Genomic DNA, 20,262 nt, shown 5'->3' with positions numbered 1-20,262 from the left:
AGCTATGCTGCGCCGATTAAAGGATAGCTGGTGTCAGTCCTGAAGCTATTTAGTAAATAGCCGGTGCCACGACCCAGGCAACACGACAATCCCTGTCGCCAGCGCACCAGAAACGGTGATATTTCACAGCCTCGAAAGCAAAGCTGTCGCCAGTCTCGAGGGTGTAGGATCTGCCATTAACTTCCAATCCGAGTGTACCTTCCAGTACAGTGCCGCATTTGGCCCCCTCGGAATTGTTGTATGCCTTCTCTCCCGAACTGCCGCCCGGACGAAGTGTGATGAACATCATCTGAATAGCTGGGCAGCTATCTGGAGTCAGAAGTTCCTTGACCATTCCTTTGCCGTTCAGATCCAGAATTCTGCGATTCTCACTGCGCACGACAACGGGGTCTTCTTCATCCGCATCCCTGCCTCCACTATCGAACAGCCAGCCCATCGGCATATCCAATGCGCTACAGATGAGGCGCAAGGAACGCAGTGAGGGTGATGAGATGTCTCGTTCAATTTGGCTCAATTGGCCTATTGAGATGCCGCTGCGGTCCGCAATCTCTTGTAGCGACAATCCACGCACTTTACGCCGAAGGCGCAGTTTGCGACCGATGCTACCGCTAGGCATTTCGTTTGATGTCCTGCTTCGCGCAACGCTCACGAAAGACCCCTTCTTCTTGCAATCATGTTTTCTTCATTCATAATGAAAAAAACATGACAATAGTTCAATATTTATGTTGGAGATAAAAACGAAAATTCAATTATAGACTGCAGAAAAGCTTCGGTATAGGCACGCCATGTATGTCTGTTGATGCGCACCAACTCGACAGGAGGCTGCACGGGCCTTCTGTTATCGAGCATACAAGGCCGCTTTTTTCGAGGCGAGTTCCAAGCGATCGCTGCCCGCTTTTGCTGCATCCACTTTCCGCTCGCCCGGATATATGGGACCTTATCCGTTCAATCTTTCTCTAGGCAGAGCGACTGCATGCAGGGCAACAAAGTGTGCCATATTTTGATGGTCAATCATCATGAAATAAGCCCTACATTGCACACCAACCCAGTTCCATGCACCAACCGGTTAAGGAACGAAAATGTCTCTTTATTGCCTCCATGTATCTCTCTAATGTGATGAAAGTCCCATGGTTGACCTATAATCAATAAAGATCAAGAACAGGAGATGAAGACATTGAGCGAACGTAAACCTTTTGAAAAAACAAAGTGGGAACTGATACCGGGTGCCACGGCCTTGGTGGTCATAGATCCGCAAAATGATTTTCTCGATCCTGATGGTTGGTATGCGCAAAGCGGGGTCGATATTTCTCATATGCGCCGCACGATAGAACCAACCAAGAAATTGGTTGAAGAGGCGCGTTTACGTGACGTTCCGATAGTATGGACTCGACATGGTTTTCATGACGAGCGGGATGCCGGTGTGTTTCTGCGCCTGCGGCCTTTTCTAAAAGAAGGCGGATTGCGAATTAATTCTTGGGGGTACGAAATACATGACGAGGTTGGTGCCCGACCTGACGATTGGTATGTGGAAAAAAATCGCCTCAGTGCTTTTTATAATACAAACTTGGAACTCATTCTCCGCTCGCTATCTGCTGAAACTGTACTCTTTGCCGGTGTTCTGACCAACCAATGTGTGGCGGCTACTTCCAAAGATGCCAACTTCCGTGACTTCAAGCCTATAGTGGTTGAGGAGGCGACGGGAACCACACTGCCTCATCTTCACGATCCGGCGATCGAAATGATATCTGTAGGATGGGGCGAGGTGCGCGGTCTTGAGGCTGCCCTTTCCGAACTGCAGGCGTTGTAATTGTCATTTCTCATAGAGCCCTCTTGAGATCTTTCTGGGATTGCTCCCAAACATGCAGGGGCCTGACCAGAAGGAAAGCAGGTTCAACAAAGGGTAGTTTCGCGGTGTTGTGCCTGAGCGTGAATCCGTACTGAAGGTCTCTGAACTTTTGCCACAAGCCGGGCACGCCGGCGGCGGCATGTGGTGGCTTACTAGTTTCTGCCCGCCGGTTGACGGCGTAAGGAGAGAAACGCACCCGCTAGGATCAGTAAGGCACTGCTTAGCAGGGCGGGATGTAACGGTTCATCCAGTACAAGATGACTGAGAAAGACGCCGAAAACCGGTGAAAGTAGAAGAAACTGACCGGCTGCAGTTGCCGAAGTCCGCGTCAGAGCGCGCGCCCAGCACCAAAAGCCAAGGCTTGTGGGGACCAACCAGTTGTAGACGACAATCGTGACGTATTCCGGAGAAAAGGTGATTGGTTCATCGCTTTCAAGGACAAGCGCGATGATGGTCATGCTCAGTGCGGCTGAGCAGAGTTGCCAAAAGACCTGCTGCCAGAAATTGCTCCGCCATTGCCGCAAGCGGTAGAGCACGGAACCAAGAGCCCAGCCGAGCGTGGCTGTAAGTGCAATGGCAGAGCCGATCAGGGTGCCGCCGCCCGTCCATTCCATGCTCACTATATCCGTCAACAGACACAAGCCGCTCAACCCAAGGGTGGCGCCGATAACCATGCGCCAGGAGATTCCTTCACGCAGCACCGGTAGGCTGATGATCATAGCCCAGATCGGCATGGAATATGCGATCAGAACGGTGCGGCTGGCTTCGATCCAGAGCATGGCCACAGTGGTTAAGCCGGTCATGACCGTGACCTGAAGCAGGCCGATAATGGCCATGAATCCCGCCTCTCCACGTACCGGGATCAAATCGCGTCCACGCCCGGCCAGACAAAGGCCAATTCCAATGACCATAACAGCCCCTGAATAGCGCAGTGCATTAAAGGTAAGAGGGCCGCTGTCCTCGAGAGCGACCTTGACCCAAGTGTAATTGCCACCCCACGCGAAGACGAGAACGCTCAATAGAGCGACCGTCAGAGGCCATCCGCGCCAAAAGCTGCTCATGATCTGATGTTTGCCGTCGCCTGGGGAAAGCGGCGCTGTGTTCCAGTCGATCCTAGTCGGGCTGTGGAGGCGGGCGAGACTGGCATGTTCATGCGATGTTTCCGCAGTTTTGCATAACGTAATAATCTTGCTTAGTTCATGCGTTACTAAAAAAATAATAGAAAATCTTCAATACGGGTGATACTTTTCGTAACTTCTCACAGAATTGTACGGGAGCAGTAGGGTCTATGCGCGTTGGTGTGGAAGTCGGGGGAACCTTTACCGACCTGGTCGCAATCGGAAAGGACGGAGTTCGTGTTACCAAGGTGCCGAGTGTACCAAAGCGGCCGGATGAGGGAGCCTTCAATGCCCTGGTGGCCAGTGAGCTCGATATCTCGGCCATTGAAGACCTGGCTCATGGCTCTACCGTAGCAACCAACGCTGTTCTGGAGCGCAAAGGTTTTCCAACAGCCTTCGTCACCACCCAAGGGTTCAGGGATATTCTGGCGCTGCAGCGCCATAATCGGAACTCCATCTACGACTTGGAATATCAGAAGCCAGCTCCGGTTGTTGCTCGGCTAGACAGTTTCGAGGTGGATGAGCGGGTTCTCTCTAGTGGAGAGGTCGAGCGGCAACTTGATGAAGAGGCGGTCCTGCGCGAGCTGGTGCCTCGTCTGAAAGACGGGAATTACGAGGCCGTCGCGGTCTGTTTGCTGAATTCCTATGTAAATCCGTCGCATGAAGAAAAACTGCGCGAGCTTATCAAGCAGCAGCTACCGGACCTGCACGTGACCCTTTCCTCCGAAGTCACGCGTGAGTTCCGCGAGTTCGAACGGGCATCGACCGCTGCTATCTCGGCTTATGTACAGCCGGTGATTGACCGCTACATCGGGCGTTTCGAGGATCGTCTCCAGGAACACGGGTTTCGGGGACGTTTCAGTGTCATGCAGTCCAATGGCGGACGACTGCCGGCTGAGGCCATGCGGCAGAGCGCTGTCACGGCACTGTTATCCGGGCCTGCCGCCGGGGTGATGGGAGCAACGCGCCAGGCGGGTCGATCAGGGTACAAGAACTTGATCACCCTGGATATCGGGGGGACATCGACAGATGTCTGTGTCGTGACCGAGGGCAAGCCGGAGTTGACCAGTGAATTCCATATCGATGGTCTGCCCATCCGCATCCCGGTCATTGATATCAATACGGTGGGAGCCGGTGGCGGCAGTATCGTCTGGATCGATGAGGGGGGCATGCTGCGTGTTGGTCCCCACTCGGCGGGCGCCGACCCTGGGCCGGCCTGTTACGGGCGTGGGGGGCAGCAGCCCACGATTACCGACGCACATCTGATACGACAGACCATGCGGCCGGAAGCCTTTCTCGGTGGGCGCATGAATATCGACGTCGAGGCCGCGCGCAGGGTCTTCGAATCCATTGCACAGCATTTCAACATGTCCCTGGAGGAGGCGGCTGACAGCGCGATCCAGCTTGCCAATGCCAATATCGTGCGCGCAATTCAGCTCATCTCGACGGAACGCGGCAAGGATCCTCGCGACTACGTGATGGTGCCCTACGGGGGCGCGGGACCGCTGCATGCGGCTCAGGTGGCAAAGGATCTGGGAATTGAAACAATCGTGGTGCCACCGAATGCTGGTGTCATGTCCGCCTATGGCCTGATTGCCTCCAATTTCGTCCAGTTCGAGAGTCTGACGCGGCGTGCGGTGGTTGACCAGAATGCCGGCGATCTCGTGCGCGAGACCTTCAAGTTCATGAAAGAGCGCGCGCTTGAACGTTTCGAGGGCATGGGGCTGAACAGCAACCTGCGTCTCGATTTCATTGCAGACATGAGGTTTGTCGGACAGGCTTTCGAAGTTCCAGTATCCTTGACGGAAGATCAGATTGTAAATCTGGATACCGCAGAGATACGTCGTTTGTTCGGCAAGGCGCACCAGAAGATTTATTTCTTTGGCGAAGGTTCCGAGAAGCCCATAGAATTCGTTTCCTTCCGACTGGGAACCACCGCGGAGCTGGACGATCTGCCCGTTCTCTCGGAAACCCCGGATTATCGTGTGGACGAAGGAGATATTGAACTTTTCGATCAGCGAAAGATGCACAAGGGCAAGCTGTTGAGCCGCAGCTCCCTGACGCCGGAGCGAACCCTCAAGGGTCCGCTCCTGCTCGAGGATCCAACCTCCACGCTCTTTGTCCCCGAGGGATGGGATGCTCGAAGCGATGACCAGCACAATCTCGTGCTTGAGAGGAGCGAGTGATGCCTGAAGGTAAGAGTGAAATCACCACGGAAACTGCACTGAATCCTGTTGATTACGCGGTCATCAGCCAGGGCCTGATTGCTGCGGCCCGCGAGATGGGGGCCAAGCTGATCCGCTCGGCCTATTCCACCATCGTGCGTGAGGCAGCGGATGCGTCCGCAGCTTTGCTGGATCGCGAAGGGAATGTCGTGGCCCAGGCGGAGTTGATTCCCATGCAGCTGGGTCCGATGGCGGACACCTTCCGGGCCTGCGCCGAACTCTATCCTGTGGATGAGCTGCAGGAGGGGGATTTCTATATCAACAACGATCCCTTTTCCGGTGGGCAGCACCTCCAGGATGTTTTCATATATTCTCCCATTTTCGTTGGGGGAGAAATCATAGGCTTTGCGGGAACGGTGGCGCACCATCTTGACCTGGGGGGCGGGAACCCAGGCTTGACCACAGAGGCGGCCGATGTTCATGCCGAAGGCTTTCTATTCCCGCCTTCCAAGTACAACCTCTACCGCGACTGGCGAGGCGGGCCGCTTGAACGACTTGTTTCGGCCAACATTCGTGTTCCGGCGCAGACGATCGGGGATTTCAATGCCCAATTTGCTGCCAATGCCATCGGGGGTGAACGGGTGGCACAGCTCTGCGAGAAATACGGCCTGAAAACCATACAGTCGGTAATGAACCAGTTGATGGACTACTCCGAGCGGCGCTTCCGTGCCGCGCTGTCGGAACTGCCGGAGGGAACCTATTACGGAGAGGATGCCATCGACGATGACGGCATCACGGAAGAACCGCTGGTGGTCAAGGCGGCCCTGACAATCGAGAAGGGAGAGATCACCGTCGACTTCGAGGGGACCTGTGCGCAGGTGACGCGCAATCTCAACTGCCCCTACACTTCCACCATCTCCGCAACCCTCTCGGCCATCAAGTCCGTTCTGACCAGCCCGGATATCCCATTCAATGAGGGCGTCAAGCGGCCGATCACGATTTCCGCTCCCAAGGGTTCGCTGTTGAATCCGAACTATCCGGCTCCGGTGCGTGCGCGTATGGAGGCGGGCTATCGCTGTTTCAACGCCGTCATGAAGGCGCTGGCGCAGATCGTGCCCGACAGGGTCATCTCAGGGGGCAACGATACAACCACGGTGACTGCCATCTCCCATCTTGGGGACGAGGGCTATCGCGTTTATCTGGAAGTCTTCGGTGGAGGCTATGGTGCATCGGCCCACAAGGATGGCTGCGATGCTGTGGACGCTCCCCTGTCAAACTGTGCGAACACGCCCATCGAAGCGACGGACATGGATTTCTCGCATTTCCGGATCATCGGTTACGGTCTGCTTCCGGATTCCTGCGGTCATGGCAAGTATCGCGGGGGCCTGGGCTTCTATCGCAGTTATGAGATCCTGAAGGATGGCGTGAATTTCGCAATCTATGCTGATCGTTTCCGCCTGTCGCCCTATGGCCTCTTCGGGGGCTCGGATGGCCAGGTCGCCCGCTGCGAAATCAAGCGGGGCGACGAGGTTATCCAGGTGAAGAGCAAGGACGGCATGGATCTGAAAAAGGGAGATATCCTGACTCTCTACACAGCTGGCGGAGCCGGCTATGGCAAGGCGGACGAACGCGATCCCGAGGCAATTCGCCATGATGTCAAGCACGGCTATCTATCGCGTGAGATGGCGGAGAAGTCCTACGGAGTGGCAGTCTGACCCCTCGACAGTTTGTTGCCAGGGGCAGGACAGTGAATCCTGTCTCATAAAAGAAAAGCGTGATGAAAACACAGCAAGATGGAAGACACAGCGTAGGAATTGATATAGGGGGCACCTTCACCGATGTTGTCTGCGTCGGAGATGGCCGAACGCACATCTTCAAGCTGCCCTCTACCCGGCGGAATCCCAGCCTGGCCGTTGAAGCGGCCATACGGCAGCTGGCCGAAGAGCATGGCGTGGCTTCTGAGGGAATTGCACGTTTCGTGCATGGCACCACTGTGGCGACGAATGCAGTCCTTGAGCGTAAGGGCGCGAGGATCGGCCTTATCGCCACAGAGGGGTTCAGTGATGTTCTCGAGATCGGCCGGCAAATGCGCCGCCAAATGTATGACCTCAAGATACAGCCACAGACTCCTGGCTGGCTTGCTCCGGGCGTACGTCGAGCGGAAGTCAGCGAACGCGTGGCCGCGGACGGCAGCATCGTTGTCCCCATGGATGAGAAAAGCCTGCAAGCTGCAGTCCAGAAGTTGTTGGAACAGGAGGTTGAGGCCATAGCGGTCAGCCTGCTGTTCTCTTTCGCCAACCCCTCGCATGAACGTGCGGTGGCAGATTACATACACGAGGTGGCTCCTCAGTTACCGGTGTCTCTGTCCTCGGAGGTTGACCCGGCATTCCGGGAGTACGAGCGTACAGCCGTCACGGCCTTCGACGGTTACGTGAAACCGGTTGTCGATCGTTATCTCGAGAACATGGAGACTTCCCTACTTCAGGCGAAGATCCCGGCGCCTCTGCAGATCATGCAATCGCGCGGCGGATTGGCAGCTTCCCAAGTGGCGCGCCAGCGACCGGTGCGATTATTCCTTTCAGGACCGGCGGCTGGCGTAATCGGGGGGTCGGCCACAGCGCGTGCCGCCGGGTTCGAAGATGCCATCACCATCGATGTGGGAGGTACATCAAGCGATATTGCCCTGATCAAGAGCGGTGAAGCGCTGGTGCGCTCGGAAACCACCATCTCCGGCTATGCCGTACGTGTCCCCATGGTGGATATTGAGACATTGGGAGCTGGAGGGGGATCCCTTGTCTGGCTGGATGCGGCAAAGGGATTGCGTGTCGGGCCTGAATCTGCCGGCTCGGAGCCAGGACCAGCCTGCTACGACCGGGGCGGCGAACGGCCAACCGTCACTGATGCGTCTGTGGTTCTGGGATATCTTGATCCGGCCTACTTTGCAGGGGGCACACTCACTCTAAAGTCCGAACTTGCTGAAAAGGCCATCCGCGAGCATGTGGCCGAGCCCATGGGATTGAGCGTAAGTGCGGCGGCTCTGGGCATCCACCGGATCGCCAACGCTCAGATGGCCGAAGGTATTCGCCTGGTATCGCTCAATCGCGGGCATGATCCACGAGAATTTGCGTTGGTTCCCCTGGGGGGCGCCGGCAGTCTGCATGCCGTTCCCTTGGCCGAGGAATTGGGACTGAACCGCGTCCTGGTGCCGCGCTATCCCGGTGTACTCTCGGCTGCCGGATTGTTGGCGGCGCCGGTTGAGCATGAAGTTTCAAGCGCATTCAACAAGCCACTCCAGGAAGCCGGACATGAGGAAGTGAGAAATTTTCTCTCCGAGCTCGACCGCAAGACGGCCGAACTCATGGCGGCGGAGAGCCTGGAGGGGTTGCAGACGGAACGACGGCATTTGGCTGACGTTTGCTATCTTGGGCAGAGCTATACCCTTGAGATTCCGCTGGATATCGAGAACACCGAGCCTTTTGAGCGGCTCTACAGAGACTTCGAGGACATGCATCATCGCATCTATGGCCATGCCACCGGGGCCGGAGCGAAGTTGGTCAATCTGCGAAGCATCCATCGTGCCCACCTGCCCAGTACGGACCTGGCTCTGGAGGCGGTAGAAGGTGTGGCACTGAAGGGGCAGCGCAGTGTCTGGTTCCAGGGAAGTGACATGCCGCAGGACGCCGCTGTCTATGACAGATCTCTCTTGAAGCAGGACGACGGCCCCTTGCGGGGGCCGGCCGTGATAGAACAGAGCGATACGACGGTTCTCGTGCCGCCGGGATGGCGCGGGCAATTGGTCGAGGGTGAAGCCCTCTTGCTGGAACAGGAGGCAACTGCGTGATGACTGTTGCTACAGAGGAAACATTCGACCCTATCACTCTTGAAGTTGTCCGCAACAAGCTGGACGGCATTGCCGAGGAGATGGAGGTTACGCTGTTCAAGAGTTCCTGTTCCCCTCTGGTCAAGGAAGGCTTGGATGCGTCTGCTTCCCTCTTCACTCTGAATGGAACGACCCTGGCGCAAGCCTGCGCGGTGCCGATTCATCTGGGAACCTTGATCCCTGCCGTTGCAGAAATTCTCAGGACCTTTTCAGTAGAGGACATGGAAGAGGGGGATATCTATCTGCTGAACGATCCCTATCATGGTGGTACGCACCTTCCCGATATTGCCGTGGCCATGCCCGTCTTTTCCGAAGGACGGCCGATTGCCCTCGCAGCAACCATGACCCACCATCAGGATGTCGGCGGAATGAGCGCAGGCTCGGTTCCGACGAACGCCACTGAGATCTACCAGGAAGGCCTGCGCCTACCGCCTGTGCGCTGGGCCAGGGCCGGGACATTCGATCGGACTCTGACGGACCTGCTGCGTCTGAATGTTCGCATTCCGGAGACCTTTATGGGGGATCTCAATGCCCAGATCGCAGCCTGCAAGGTCGGGGCGCTGCGCCTTGATGAACTGGCGCGCAAGCATGGGAACAACGCGCTTCTGACCATCTTCGGTCTTCTGATCGATCGTGCCGAATTGATGACCCGCGAGGCTATCCGGAAGATACCGGAAGGGACGTACCGGTTTGTCGACTGGCTGGATAATGACGGGATCGATATGGACAGCCGGGTGCGCATTGAAGTGGCTGCGGAGATTCGCGACGGCGAGATTCATTTCGATCTGACCGGTACCAGTGCTCAGGTCCGAGGACCTATCAACTGTGTGCCTTCGGGCAGCTTGGCGGCCGCCTGTTTTGCGGTCAAGGCTGTAACGGATCCCCTCATACCCAATAATGGCGGCTGCTTTCGTCCGCTGCGTCTGACCCTGCCCGAGGGCAGTCTCGTCAATCCTCGTTCGCCTGCACCCGTGAATGCACGGACAGCGACCATCAAGCGGATTACTGGCTGTATGCTTTCCGCCCTGGCCCAGGCACTTCCCGACCGGATACCGGCTCCTCCCGCCGGGCAACTGCTGGTGATGGCCTTTGGCGGACGTCGGGCTTCAGGCGAGGCTTTCGTGACCGGGGAGCTCATAGCCGGTGGCAGTGGAGCCGGCGAGGGAGTTGATGGCGTTGATGTCGTGGAAACCGATGCGACCAACTGCATGAATGTTCCGGCGGAATCCATGGAAATGGAATCGCCGATACGTGTACGCCAACTACGGCTGCGTCGAGATTCTGGTGGGGCTGGAGAGAACCGGGGTGGCTTGGGCCTTATCAAGGAAATCGAGATACTGGAGGGTGTGGAGGGAGCCGTCAGCTTCTCTCACCGTGGGGAACGCCACTTCGTTCCGGCTCAGGGACTGGCTGGGGGAGGCGAAGGGCAATGTGCGTATTCTCGGATCCTGCGACGGGACGGAAGCAGTGAAATCATACCCTCAAAGATGGTCACCCAGCTCTATCCGGGAGACCGGGTTCTGGTGGAAACGGCAGGCGGCGGGGGCTGGGGCAATGCCCTCAGCCGTGAGCGGAAAAGCATTGTTGCTGATATAGCCGACGGCAAGATCGGCCCGAAAGCGGCCAAGGATCTCTATGGCCATGAAGCGATTTAGAATTTGGTACATGGTTTGAGGACAATGACACGGGACGACAGTTCAAGCAGCCGATCCTGGCCTGAGAACGCAATCCGAGCGCTTTCCAACGGACTGACATTTCTGGCGGGCATTGCACTGCTTCTGATGATGGGCCAGATGGTGCTCGACGTGTTCCTGACCTATTTCTTCAACCAGCCGATTGAAGGTAATCTTGAGGTCGTCTCCATCTATCACATGGTTGCAGTGGTCTTCCTGCCGCTGGCCATGGTGGAGTTGAGGCATGAGCATATCCATGTGGATCTGGTTGTACGCTGGCTGCCACAGTGGATGCAGCGCGTAATCTACATTTTCGGGAGTCTGATCTCCGCAGCCTTCTTTGCCATTCTCGCCTACCAGACGTGGCTTGACGCCCTGAAATCCTATCGCATTGACGAGATTGTCATGGGGGCTGTCTACGTTACTATCTGGCCGGCCAAGTTCATCCTGCCCTTCAGCTTTCTCCTCATCATGCTGGTAGTCCTGCTTCATGCTTGGAAGGCCCTGATCGATCCGCATTTCGATCCCACTCCAGCTGCTCCGGAAACGGAGGATTCCAAAACCACACAAAGCGGAGCCTGAGGGCGAGCCATGGACAATATCACGATCGGTTTCATCGGACTTGGTGCCGGGCTCTTCCTGATCGCGTTGCGGGTGCAGATCGGCGTTGCCGTCGGCCTTGTTTCCTTTATCGGGATTGCGGTGATCGCAAATATGCGCGCGGCATGGGGTATGCTTACGGCTACGCCCTTTCATTTCGTGGGTGACTGGAACCTAACCGCGATTCCCATGTTCCTGCTGATGGGCTATGTGGCCTCGTCTTCGGGCCTGACCCAGGGTTTGTTCCGTGCCATGAGGATCTTCATGTCACGCCTGCCAGGGGGATTGGCTGTTGCCAGTGTGGGGGCCTGTGCACTGATGTCCGCAGCCTCTGGGTCCAGTGTCGCCACATCGTCGTCAATGGCACGGATTGCCACGCCGGAGATGCTGAAATACGGCTATAACCCGGGTCTGGCAACCGGTGTGGTGGCGACGGCAGGAACGCTGGGATCGTTGATTCCGCCCAGTATCTTGCTCGTGCTTTATGGATACTATGCCGAGGTTTCCATCGCCCAACTCTTCATGGCTGGGGTTATTCCAGGGTTGCTGTCAGCCGTCATGATGGCCTTGATGATCGTGACCCGTGCAACCATCACGCCCTCCCTGGCGCCGAGGGTCGAAGAGAGTTTTACAACGGAAGAGAAACTAGAGGCGCTCAAGGATATCTGGCCACTTCCCGTCCTGGTTCTCGGTGTCCTGGTTGGCATATTCATCGGTCTGTTTACACCAACCGAAGCTGGCGCGATCGGCGCTTTCCTGGCCATTGTGCTCGCAGTGGTCCGGCGGGCTCTCAACTGGAGAGTTTTCAAGAATGCCGTCGTCAGTACGCTTTCGAGCACAGCCAGTATCTTCATGGTCGTTATCGGGACTGTTCTGCTGGGACGCTTCATGGCCATGAGCGGCCTGCCAACTTTCATCGCCGGCGAATTGCTGGTTTTTGGCGGAGACGAGTTGACCATAATCCTGATGGTGACGGCCTTGTACCTGTTGCTAGGGATGTTTCTCGATTCAATCGGTATCTTGCTACTCACCTTGCCGATCATTCTGCCTATAGCCCGCGAGGCGGGGATAGACTTCATCTGGTTCGGCATAATTCTGGTGAAATTGCTCGAAATTGGCCTGGTCACACCTCCGGTGGGCCTGAATGTTTATGTCATGAAGGCTTCTCTGGGCAGTCTGGTCAGGCTTCAGGATATCTTCAGGGGAGTCTCCTGGTTCGTCGTGATCGAACTGGTGACACTTTCATTGCTCGTGGCAATACCGGCTCTATCCCTTTGGTTGCCGGGAATTCTCAGTTAAAGACGTCATGGAGAAAAGAATGCCTGAAAACCCGAACGAAATAGTGGTCTCGGCGATTCAGATCACGGCTGAGGACGGAGAGAAGGATGCCACTGTCGCCAAGATGTTGGATCTTCTCGATACAGCGGGACAACGAGGTACACAGCTTTGCGTCTTGCCGGAACTTTGGACGGGACTGGGCTTCTCGGATGAGTCCATCTATCGCTCGATCGCCGAGCCCATTCCAGGGCCCGTGACGCAGCGCCTGGCCGAGAAAGCAAGGCAGTACGGAATGTACATTGCAGGATCAATGTACGAAGAGGCGGGGAGTAACTACTTCAACACAATCCCCCTGATCACCCCCGAGGGCGAAGTCGTGGGAAAATATCGAAAAACACATCTTTTCGATGCGCCCAATCGGACAGATATCCCCCCGGGCATCATGGAATCCAAAAAGGTAAAAGCCGGAGATAACCTGAACGTCTACCAAACTGGGTTAGGGAAGGTCGGGCTTTCCGTCTGTTCAGATCTGCGTTTTCCCGAAATCTACCGGGAAATGGCGCTCAAGGGGTCCGAAATCCTGGTTTGTGCATCAGCCTTCCTAAGCCCACGCTACGATCACTGGGAATTCTTCCTACGGGCCCGCGCAACGGAGAATCAATGCTTCGTCATTGCCTCAGGACAGTACGGTACGGAGCCCAAATCCGGACTTGGGTTTGTCGGCCGCAGCATGATCGTCGACCCTTGGGGCACTGTCGTGGCGACTGCATCCGACAGGGAGGAATGCGTGACCGCCCACATTGACAGGACATTCATTCAGGAGGTCAAGCGGCGCTATCCCCTGATGGATCAGCGCCGGCCGGAACTCTATTCGACCCTGCGCAGTGCGTGATATTCGGCTCACCTAGCTGGGTAAGCTGGGTAAGAACAAGAAAAAGCCTCCCGCGGAGATCCGCGGGAGGCTTTTCTTTGCCTGAATGCAGCTTCTTATTGCATGCCGTAGCTGCTTGCATCCACCTCAGCGTAAAGATTGTCGTAGAGAATCTCCTTCAGCGTTTCGCCGTCCGTACGATCCACGCCTTCAAGCAGTTTGTCCCACTTGGCCAGGGTTTCCTCGAAACGCTTGATCAGCCCTTCCGGGTCTTCCAGCCCGAACTGATCCGTGCCCTGTTCAATCGCGGTTTCAGGCGCCACGTTGTTGGCGAACTCGTTGACTGAAGAAAGCATCGCCTCGTTTGGCTCGTGGATTGTTACGCCATGATCCGGCGCCTCTTCCAAGGCTTCCATTGAGGATCCTTCATAGTCGAGCAAGGCATCCACCAGGGAGGACGATATGGTGTCGAGAAGGGTGCGACGCTGTTCGTCGTTGAGACCCTGCCAGAAGCCTTCATTGAATGCCCATTCCCAGCCAGCGAAATAGGAGCCAAGCGGAACCAAGTTAACGTACTTGGCGACGTCCCAGAGGGAACGGCTCTTCAGGTCATTTGCGGCATTTGCAGCGCAGTCAAGCTGGCCGCGCTCGAGGCCAGTGAACATCTCCGAAGATGGCACGTTGACAGGTGTGGCCCCCACACTCCGTGCCCAGTCCGCGTGGATCGGTCCTGGCATGCGAATTTTCAAGCCTTCCAGATCTTCCAGGCTGGCGACTTCCGTGGAGCACATAAGGTGATACTGTGGTGTGGCGTAGCCACCGGCAAAAACGATGCCCAGCTCCTGGAACCGTTCCTGCATTTCCGGATCGTTCATGTAGAAGTCCGTCACGGCAAAGCCTGCAGTCATGATATCCCGGAGCCCAAGCCCAAGGATGGACAGGGTATTATCTTCGGGAAGTTCGCTCGGGGTATAGGTGCCGGCATGATAGGTCACCTGAGCGATCCCGTCCTGCAGTCCGCTGAGATGGGCGCTGGGAGGGATGAGGGCAGATCCTGTGAAGAGATTAGCGACTAAATCCCCGTCAGAGGCTTCTTCCAGCTGTTCAACCCACTCGACATAGCCGGAGCGGGTCAGAGGGTGTGTATCCGGAAACCAGATACTGGCATTGAATTCAGTTTGGGCGCTTGCCGTTCCAGCCGCCAGTACGCCAGCGACAACTCCCAGTCCTGCCATCCATGTTCTTTTCATCTTTGAATTCTCCTGGTTACTTTCACTGCATGTTTCTCGCCTGAGTGAAAAAAGTACCCTTTATTATTCATTAAAGAGCAAAAATTTTCAACCCATATAAATAAAGTTAGAATGAAATTTCATTCCCGTTTTTACAGCTTTCAGGGCAGTGTCCCTGGGAAGGTAGGTGCCACAGCAGGCTTTTATGGGATTGTTTGGCTGGGTTCAGCCTATGAAAGACAGCATAGCCCAGGCCTTGGCGGGACTGGAATGGGATATCAGCCTCCCCCTACGACATGGTGCCAGGGTGAGCTGGCTCATAGTGTGGTTGAGTGCTGACCTTGCATCGGCTGGAGCTAAAGACGGCAGCACTTCGTCCAAATGGGATGAATGATTCAAGAGGCGGGGGGATATGGACGAGCCTTTAGTTCAGCGCAGATTACTTGATGCGGCTGTAAATTGAGGTGCTGGACTAGTCTTCGAGAAACTTAGCGTTCAGGGGTAGTAGGGCTCACGTGATGAGAGCTCGTCCTGACCTGAATGAAGCAGCCGGTATAGGCGTTCCATACACGCTGTGGCTGCTTCCAGCCTTCCCAGTCTCAAGCTCGGGCCTGGGAAAGTTGTATAATGCGAGTGAATTGATCAGAGCCGCATTCGGATCGAATAATTCAGTTCTCTCCTCTTGCCGAAAGGCCGGTCTTTTTATCCAGACTGCGCCATTTGCGGACAAGGTGTTGGCTTTAAAGCCCCTTTATAGCACAGCCCCCGTTTCCGGCGGGCCGTTGATCAGGTGGTCGGTGATGTAGTCATAGGCGGCGTCCACGGAATCGGTGCGGTAGAAGAGGTCCAGGTCTTCCTTGTTGATGGTGCCGTGGCGCACCATGGTCTCCAGGTTGAAAACCTCGTCCCAGAATTCGTTGCCGAACAGAACGATGGGAATCTGCTTCTTCATCTTGTTGGTCTGCACCAGGGTCAGAAGCTCGAAGAGCTCGTCCAGGGTGCCGAAGCCGCCGGGCATGGCGATGACCGCCTTGGCCAGGTAGGTGAACCAGAACTTGCGCATGAAGAAGTAGTGGAACTCGAAGGCCAGCTCCTCGCTGACGTAGTGGTTCTCGAACTCCTCCCTGGGCAGGGAGATGGTCAGGCCGGCGGTGCGCGCGCCGGCCTCGCGGGCGCCGCGGTTGGCAGCCTCCATGATGCCGGGGCCGCCGCCGGTGCAGATCACATAGCGCCCGGGATCGTCCTCCAGCCCCATGGACCATTCGCTCAGCCGGCGCGAGAGCTCCCGCGCGGCCTCGTAATAGCGCGACATGGCCTTCAGGTCCTCGGACTTGTCGCAGCTCTCGGACTGGGCCTCCTCGGCGCTGGGCACGCGGGCCGAGCCGAACATGACGATGGTGTCGCGCAGGCCCAGCCTTTCGAAGCGGGCCTGCGGTTCCGCGAACTCCGAGAGTATGCGCAGAGAGCGTCCTTCGCGGCTGCGCAGGAAGTCGCTGTTCTCGTAAGCCTTGCGGATTTTCTTTTCGCTTTCCATAAGGCGCGTTTACTCTTTGCGCGGCCTGCTGGCAAGTGGCCGGCTGTCGCAGTGTGCTGAAGGGCAGGAAGGGGGATGTTCCGATGCGAAGTCTGTGGGTCTGCCTGGTCCTGGGGCTGGGTGTCATGCTGGCCCCTTTGCACGGGGGCGCAGACGCGGCGGATCAGGACAGCGGCCATGGCGCCCATGCCGACTCTTCGGACAACAGGACGGTCCTTGAACAGGATGCCCTGACCCCCTTCGTCGATCCACTGCCCATCCCGCCTCGCGCCGAACCGGTGGGCGAGCACGAGGGGGCGCCGCTGTACGAGGTGACCCTTCGTCAGGTGGAGCAGAAGCTGCATCGCGACCTGCCGCCCACGCCGGTTTTCACCTACAACGGCATCTGGCCCGGCCCCACCTTCAACGTTCAGCATGATCAGCCTGTCCATGTACGATGGCGCAACGCGCTGCCGGAGCACTATCCGGACTGGCTGCCGGTCAACCTCAGCCATCATGTGCCGGATGACAGGATCCGGACGGTCACCCACCTGCACGGCGGCATCACCAAAAGCCGCTCGGATGGCTATCCCACCTGGACCCAGGACCCCGGCGAGGAGGTGCTCTATCACTATACGAACGGCGACGCCCAGGGCGACGGCGCCATGCTGTGGTATCACGACCATGCCATGGGCAACACGCGCCTGAATGTCTATGCCGGTTTGGCCGGCTTCTACCTGCTGCGCAATCCCGAGAAAGAGGCGGCGCTGAACCTGCCCTCCGGAGCGTACGAGATTCCGCTGGTGCTGCAGGATCGCAATTTCGCCGAGGACGGGACGCTGGTCTATCCCGGTGTTTGCCGCAACTTCGGGGTCGTGAACGGCGCCGTCTTCCCCTATCTGGAGGTCGAGCCGCGGCGCTATCGCTTCCGCGTGCTCAACGGCAGCAACTTCCGCATCAAGCGCCTGGCGCTGTCGAACGGCGCCAGCTTTTCCGTGATCGGCGGGGATGACGGCCTGCTGACGCGCACGGTGGAAACGGATGAACTGCTGCTGGCCCCGGCCGAGCGCGCGGACATCATCGTCGATTTCTCGGACATGGCCGGCGCGGAGATCGTCCTGGAGAACACCACTTCCTGCTTCGGGCCGCAGCGCGATGGCCAGCAGCGCATGGGGGACGTGGAGCTGCCCCACTTGATGCAGTTCCGGGTGGCCGAGACGGCCGACAGCCCGGATGAAAGCGCCATTCCCCAGCATCCCGTCGCCGAAGACAGGGAACTGGAGCGCATCCTGGCCGAGAAGACGGTGGAACGCGCTGTCACCCTGGACGAGCACGAGGATTTCCTGTTCCTGATCAACGACCGGCACTTCGACGCGCCGGTGGAGATCCGGCCGCGCCTGGGGGACTCCGAGGTCTGGAACATCGTCAACCTGACCGACGAGGCGCACCCCTTCCACATCCACCTGATCAGCTTCCGCATCATCGAGCGGGTGCCCTTCCGGGAGGGTGGCGTCGAGGCGTACATCCGGGACCGCGATGCCGGCCAGTTGAAGGATCTGGACAGCTACCTGATCCCATCCCAGGCCGAGGCGCCCGCCCCGCAGGAGACGGGGCCCAAGGACGTGGCGCTGGCGCCCTTCGGCTATGTCACGCGGCTGGCCGTGCGCTGGTACGGTTTTCCGGGCCGATACGTGATCCACTGCCACCTGCTGGATCACGAGGACAACGACATGATGCGGCCCATCGAGGTGCTGCCGGCCGAAGCCTCCGACAACGCACAGACCGCAAACTGACCTGAATTGTCCTCGGCGAGGCAAAAGAACCTTGCGGCGGAATAAATATTTCGATAATTCTCGAATTATGGAAACAGAAGACGCCGTCGCTTCCCTGTCCGCACTGGCCCAGACACATCGCCTGGAGGTCTTCCGCCGGCTCATGTCGGCCGGACCGGACGGCCTGCCCGCAGGCGAATTGGCGGCGGAACTGTCGATTGCCCCGAACACTCTGTCCAGTCACCTGAAGATCCTGACCCACAGCGGCCTTGTCCGGGCGCGCCGCGTGGGGCGCTCGATCATCTATTCCGTGAACTTCTCGGGCATGCAGGGGTTGATGAGCTTCCTGCTGCGTGACTGCTGCCAGGGGCGGCCGGAGATCTGCGAACCGCTGCTGTCGACGGCCGGACAAGCCGCCTGCAGCCCGCCCCACCTGCCGCCGGACAGCTTAGGCGGCCAACCGGAAAAGCAAAAGACTCATGACTGAACCCCGCTACAACGTTCTCTTCCTCTGTACCGGGAACTCGGCACGCAGCGTCCTGGGCGAATGCCTCGTGAACCACCTGGGTGGCGGGCGCTTTCGCGGTTACAGCGCCGGCAGTCATCCCTCGGGCCGGATTTTCCCGCCGGTTCTGGACTTCCTGGAGAGCCAGGGCCTGGAGACCGGACAGCTGCGCTCCAAGAGCTGGGACGAGTTCGCCACTCCGGATGCGCCGCACATGAATTTCGTCTTCACGGTCTGCGATTCCGCCGCCAACGAGGTCTGCCCGGTCTGGCCGGGCCAGCCCATCACGGCACACTGGGGCATGCCGGATCCCGTGGCCAAGGCCGGGGACGAAGAGCAGGCCCGTCTTGCGGTGCAGGAGGTGGTCCGCATGCTGTCGAACCGGATCCGGCTGTTCACCAGCCTGCCGCTGGACAGCCTGGACCGCATGAGCCTGCAGAACCGTCTGAAGGAAATAGGCCAGCAGACGGACGAGACGGCGCTTTCCTGAAAACTGTCCAGTCCCTATTCGGAGGGAGAGGCCTATTCACTTGCGCGGGCAAATCTGTATGATGCCGCCCGCCTGACTGGTGCTCCCTTGGGCCGGAGCGACGTCAGGCTGGACATCACGACAGAGGGGGAGGACCCATGAACCGACGCAAGTTCCTGACATCCGCTGGCCTGGGGGCTGCGGCCAGCACGACCCTCGCAGCCCCGGCCATCGCACAAAGCAAGCCACAGGTGCGCTGGCGCATGGCTTCCAGCTTTCCGCAGAGCCTGAAGATTCTCTATCAGGGTGCGGAGCAGATGGCGCAGCGTGTCTCGGAGGCCACCGACGGCAATTTCGACATCCGGGTCTTTGCCGCCGGGGAACTGGTCCCGGCCTTCGAGGTGCTGGATGCCGTCAGCAACGACACCGTCGAGTGCGGCCACTCGGCCAGTTACTACTATGTCGGCAAGAACCTGGCCTTCGGTTTCGACTGTGCGGCCCCCTTCGGCCTGACGACGCGGCAGCAGAACGCCTGGATGTACGAGGGCGGGGGCATCGAACTGGTGCGTGAGGTGCTGTTCGATGACTACAACATCATCAACCTGCCGCTTGGCAACACCGGCGCCCAGATGGGCGGCTGGTTCCGCCACGAGGTGAACTCGCTGGAGGATATGAAGGGGCTGAAGATGCGCATCAGCGGCTTCGCCGGCGCTGTCCTGGAAAAGTTGGGTGTGGTGCCGCAGCAGATTCCCGGCGGCGACATCTATCCGGCCCTGGAGCGCGGCACGATCGATGCCTCGGAACTGGTCGGCCCCTATGACGACGAGAGCGTCGGGCTGTACGAAGTGGCCGAGTACTACTACTACCCCGGCTGGTGGGAGGCCGGACCGCAGACAACCCTCTATATCAACAAGGACGCCTGGAACGAGCTGACCCCCGAATACCAGTCCATCCTCAAGGCGGCTGCGGCCGAGGCCAATGTGCGGATTACCGCACGCTATGATGCGGAGAATCCACCGGCCCTGCGCCGTCTGGTCTCCAAGGGCACGCAGCTGCGCAGCTTCAATCGCGGGATCCTGATGGCCTGCTACAAGGCCACCGAGGAGCTCTATGCGGAACAGATGGAAACCAACGACAAGTTCCGCGCCATCTATGAGGACTGGCGCAAGTTCCGCGACGAGCAGTACCTCTGGTTCCGCGTGGCCGAGAGCAGCTTCGACAACTTCGCCTTCACCGCCCAGGCGCGCCTGGAGCAGGAAGAGGAGTGACTGCGGTCCGTCCAGGCTGACCGGCTTGCACGGCCCCGTTCCGGCGGGGCCGTTGCCTGTTGGGAAGGGTGCATT

General features: G+C 58.0%; 16 protein-coding genes. 12 read left to right on the top strand and 4 right to left on the bottom strand.

Annotated elements, in window-relative coordinates; translation table 11 throughout:
- Positions 1-49: 49 nt before the first annotated feature.
- The gene (locus BP38_RS0110950) at positions 50-649 is read right to left on the bottom strand and encodes a cupin domain-containing protein (protein ID WP_026987755.1); all 600 of its coding nucleotides are present in this window, start codon (positions 647-649) and stop codon (positions 50-52) included.
- 525 nt (positions 650-1,174) lie between these two features.
- Between BP38_RS0110950 and BP38_RS20290 the strand changes: the two genes are divergently transcribed.
- Positions 1,175-1,807, top strand: a complete 633-nt coding sequence (locus tag BP38_RS20290; protein WP_162175153.1) for a cysteine hydrolase family protein — start codon at positions 1,175-1,177, stop codon at positions 1,805-1,807.
- Between the two features lie 191 nt (positions 1,808-1,998).
- On the opposite strand, the gene BP38_RS0110940 is transcribed toward BP38_RS20290, so the two are convergent.
- Positions 1,999-2,907 (bottom strand): DMT family transporter, encoded by a 909-nt coding sequence (locus BP38_RS0110940; RefSeq protein WP_026987754.1) that lies wholly within the window; start codon positions 2,905-2,907, stop codon positions 1,999-2,001.
- Between the two features lie 227 nt (positions 2,908-3,134).
- Between BP38_RS0110940 and BP38_RS0110935 the strand changes: the two genes are divergently transcribed.
- The 7 genes from BP38_RS0110935 (at position 3,135) to BP38_RS0110905 (ending at position 13,452) form a co-directional block, all read left to right on the top strand.
- The gene (locus tag BP38_RS0110935) at positions 3,135-5,150 is read left to right on the top strand and encodes a hydantoinase/oxoprolinase family protein (protein WP_026987753.1); all 2,016 of its coding nucleotides are present in this window, start codon (positions 3,135-3,137) and stop codon (positions 5,148-5,150) included.
- Positions 5,150-6,844, top strand: a complete 1,695-nt coding sequence (locus BP38_RS0110930; protein WP_051609258.1) for a hydantoinase B/oxoprolinase family protein — start codon at positions 5,150-5,152, stop codon at positions 6,842-6,844. Before BP38_RS0110935 ends, BP38_RS0110930 begins: the two co-directional genes overlap by 1 nt.
- 62 nt (positions 6,845-6,906) lie before the next feature.
- Positions 6,907-8,970 (top strand): hydantoinase/oxoprolinase family protein, encoded by a 2,064-nt coding sequence (locus BP38_RS20285; RefSeq protein ID WP_035724807.1) that lies wholly within the window; start codon positions 6,907-6,909, stop codon positions 8,968-8,970.
- Positions 8,970-10,664, top strand: a complete 1,695-nt coding sequence (locus BP38_RS20280; protein ID WP_051609257.1) for a hydantoinase B/oxoprolinase family protein — start codon at positions 8,970-8,972, stop codon at positions 10,662-10,664. Before BP38_RS20285 ends, BP38_RS20280 begins: the two co-directional genes overlap by 1 nt.
- A gap of 24 nt (positions 10,665-10,688) precedes the next feature.
- A complete protein-coding gene (locus BP38_RS0110915) occupies positions 10,689-11,264 on the top strand; it encodes a TRAP transporter small permease (RefSeq protein WP_051609256.1) in 576 nt (191 codons plus the stop codon).
- Between the two features lie 9 nt (positions 11,265-11,273).
- Positions 11,274-12,581 carry a TRAP transporter large permease gene (locus tag BP38_RS0110910; protein ID WP_026987750.1) on the top strand — a complete coding sequence of 436 codons (1,308 nt, stop codon included), beginning with the start codon at positions 11,274-11,276 and terminating at the stop codon, positions 12,579-12,581.
- A 19-nt stretch (positions 12,582-12,600) separates the two neighbouring features.
- The gene (locus BP38_RS0110905; RefSeq protein WP_051609255.1) at positions 12,601-13,452 is read left to right on the top strand and encodes a carbon-nitrogen hydrolase family protein; all 852 of its coding nucleotides are present in this window, start codon (positions 12,601-12,603) and stop codon (positions 13,450-13,452) included.
- A gap of 95 nt (positions 13,453-13,547) precedes the next feature.
- Here the strand turns inward: BP38_RS0110905 and BP38_RS0110900 are convergent, their stop codons facing one another.
- Both BP38_RS0110900 and BP38_RS0110895 read right to left on the bottom strand, forming a co-directional pair.
- Positions 13,548-14,681 (bottom strand): C4-dicarboxylate TRAP transporter substrate-binding protein, encoded by a 1,134-nt coding sequence (locus BP38_RS0110900; protein WP_026987748.1) that lies wholly within the window; start codon positions 14,679-14,681, stop codon positions 13,548-13,550.
- Positions 14,682-15,411: 730 nt separating this feature from the next.
- On the bottom strand, positions 15,412-16,194 hold the full coding sequence (locus BP38_RS0110895) for an LOG family protein (RefSeq protein ID WP_026987747.1): 783 nt from the start codon (positions 16,192-16,194) through the stop codon (positions 15,412-15,414).
- Positions 16,195-16,277: 83 nt separating this feature from the next.
- Between BP38_RS0110895 and BP38_RS20270 the strand changes: the two genes are divergently transcribed.
- From BP38_RS20270 to BP38_RS0110875, 4 genes are all read left to right on the top strand, one after another.
- Complete coding sequence (locus BP38_RS20270; protein ID WP_051609254.1) at positions 16,278-17,966, top strand: multicopper oxidase family protein; 1,689 nt, start codon at positions 16,278-16,280, stop codon at positions 17,964-17,966.
- 67 nt (positions 17,967-18,033) lie between these two features.
- Positions 18,034-18,432: an ArsR/SmtB family transcription factor gene (locus BP38_RS20265; RefSeq protein WP_051609253.1), complete on the top strand. Its 399-nt coding sequence runs from the start codon at positions 18,034-18,036 to the stop codon at positions 18,430-18,432.
- Complete coding sequence (locus tag BP38_RS0110880; protein ID WP_026987746.1) at positions 18,425-18,940, top strand: arsenate reductase ArsC; 516 nt, start codon at positions 18,425-18,427, stop codon at positions 18,938-18,940. The genes BP38_RS20265 and BP38_RS0110880 overlap by 8 nt, the downstream gene beginning before the upstream one ends.
- 137 nt (positions 18,941-19,077) lie before the next feature.
- Positions 19,078-20,187: a TRAP transporter substrate-binding protein gene (locus BP38_RS0110875; protein ID WP_026987745.1), complete on the top strand. Its 1,110-nt coding sequence runs from the start codon at positions 19,078-19,080 to the stop codon at positions 20,185-20,187.
- The last annotated feature ends 75 nt before the right edge of the window (positions 20,188-20,262 follow it).

Source organism: Fodinicurvata fenggangensis DSM 21160, from assembly GCF_000686045.1.
Lineage (GTDB): Bacteria > Pseudomonadota > Alphaproteobacteria > Kiloniellales > DSM-21159 > Fodinicurvata > Fodinicurvata fenggangensis.
This window is presented reverse-complemented; position numbering and strand designations above follow the sequence as displayed.

Bases quoted from the DNA above. Each gene is read 5' to 3' on its own strand.
- BP38_RS0110940 (WP_026987754.1), bottom strand. From the start codon at position 2,907: ATGAGCAGCTTTTGGCGCGGATGGCCTCTGACGGTCGCTCTATTGAGC.
- BP38_RS0110935 (WP_026987753.1), top strand. From the start codon at position 3,135: ATGCGCGTTGGTGTGGAAGTCGGGGGAACCTTTACCGACCTGGTCGCA.
- BP38_RS0110930 (WP_051609258.1), top strand. From the start codon at position 5,150: ATGCCTGAAGGTAAGAGTGAAATCACCACGGAAACTGCACTGAATCCT.
- BP38_RS20285 (WP_035724807.1), top strand. From the start codon at position 6,907: ATGAAAACACAGCAAGATGGAAGACACAGCGTAGGAATTGATATAGGG.
- BP38_RS20280 (WP_051609257.1), top strand. From the start codon at position 8,970: ATGACTGTTGCTACAGAGGAAACATTCGACCCTATCACTCTTGAAGTT.
- BP38_RS0110915 (WP_051609256.1), top strand. From the start codon at position 10,689: ATGACACGGGACGACAGTTCAAGCAGCCGATCCTGGCCTGAGAACGCA.
- BP38_RS0110910 (WP_026987750.1), top strand. From the start codon at position 11,274: ATGGACAATATCACGATCGGTTTCATCGGACTTGGTGCCGGGCTCTTC.
- BP38_RS0110905 (WP_051609255.1), top strand. From the start codon at position 12,601: ATGCCTGAAAACCCGAACGAAATAGTGGTCTCGGCGATTCAGATCACG.
- BP38_RS0110900 (WP_026987748.1), bottom strand. From the start codon at position 14,681: ATGAAAAGAACATGGATGGCAGGACTGGGAGTTGTCGCTGGCGTACTG.
- BP38_RS0110895 (WP_026987747.1), bottom strand. From the start codon at position 16,194: ATGGAAAGCGAAAAGAAAATCCGCAAGGCTTACGAGAACAGCGACTTC.
- BP38_RS20270 (WP_051609254.1), top strand. From the start codon at position 16,278: ATGCGAAGTCTGTGGGTCTGCCTGGTCCTGGGGCTGGGTGTCATGCTG.
- BP38_RS20265 (WP_051609253.1), top strand. From the start codon at position 18,034: ATGGAAACAGAAGACGCCGTCGCTTCCCTGTCCGCACTGGCCCAGACA.
- BP38_RS0110880 (WP_026987746.1), top strand. From the start codon at position 18,425: ATGACTGAACCCCGCTACAACGTTCTCTTCCTCTGTACCGGGAACTCG.
- BP38_RS0110875 (WP_026987745.1), top strand. From the start codon at position 19,078: ATGAACCGACGCAAGTTCCTGACATCCGCTGGCCTGGGGGCTGCGGCC.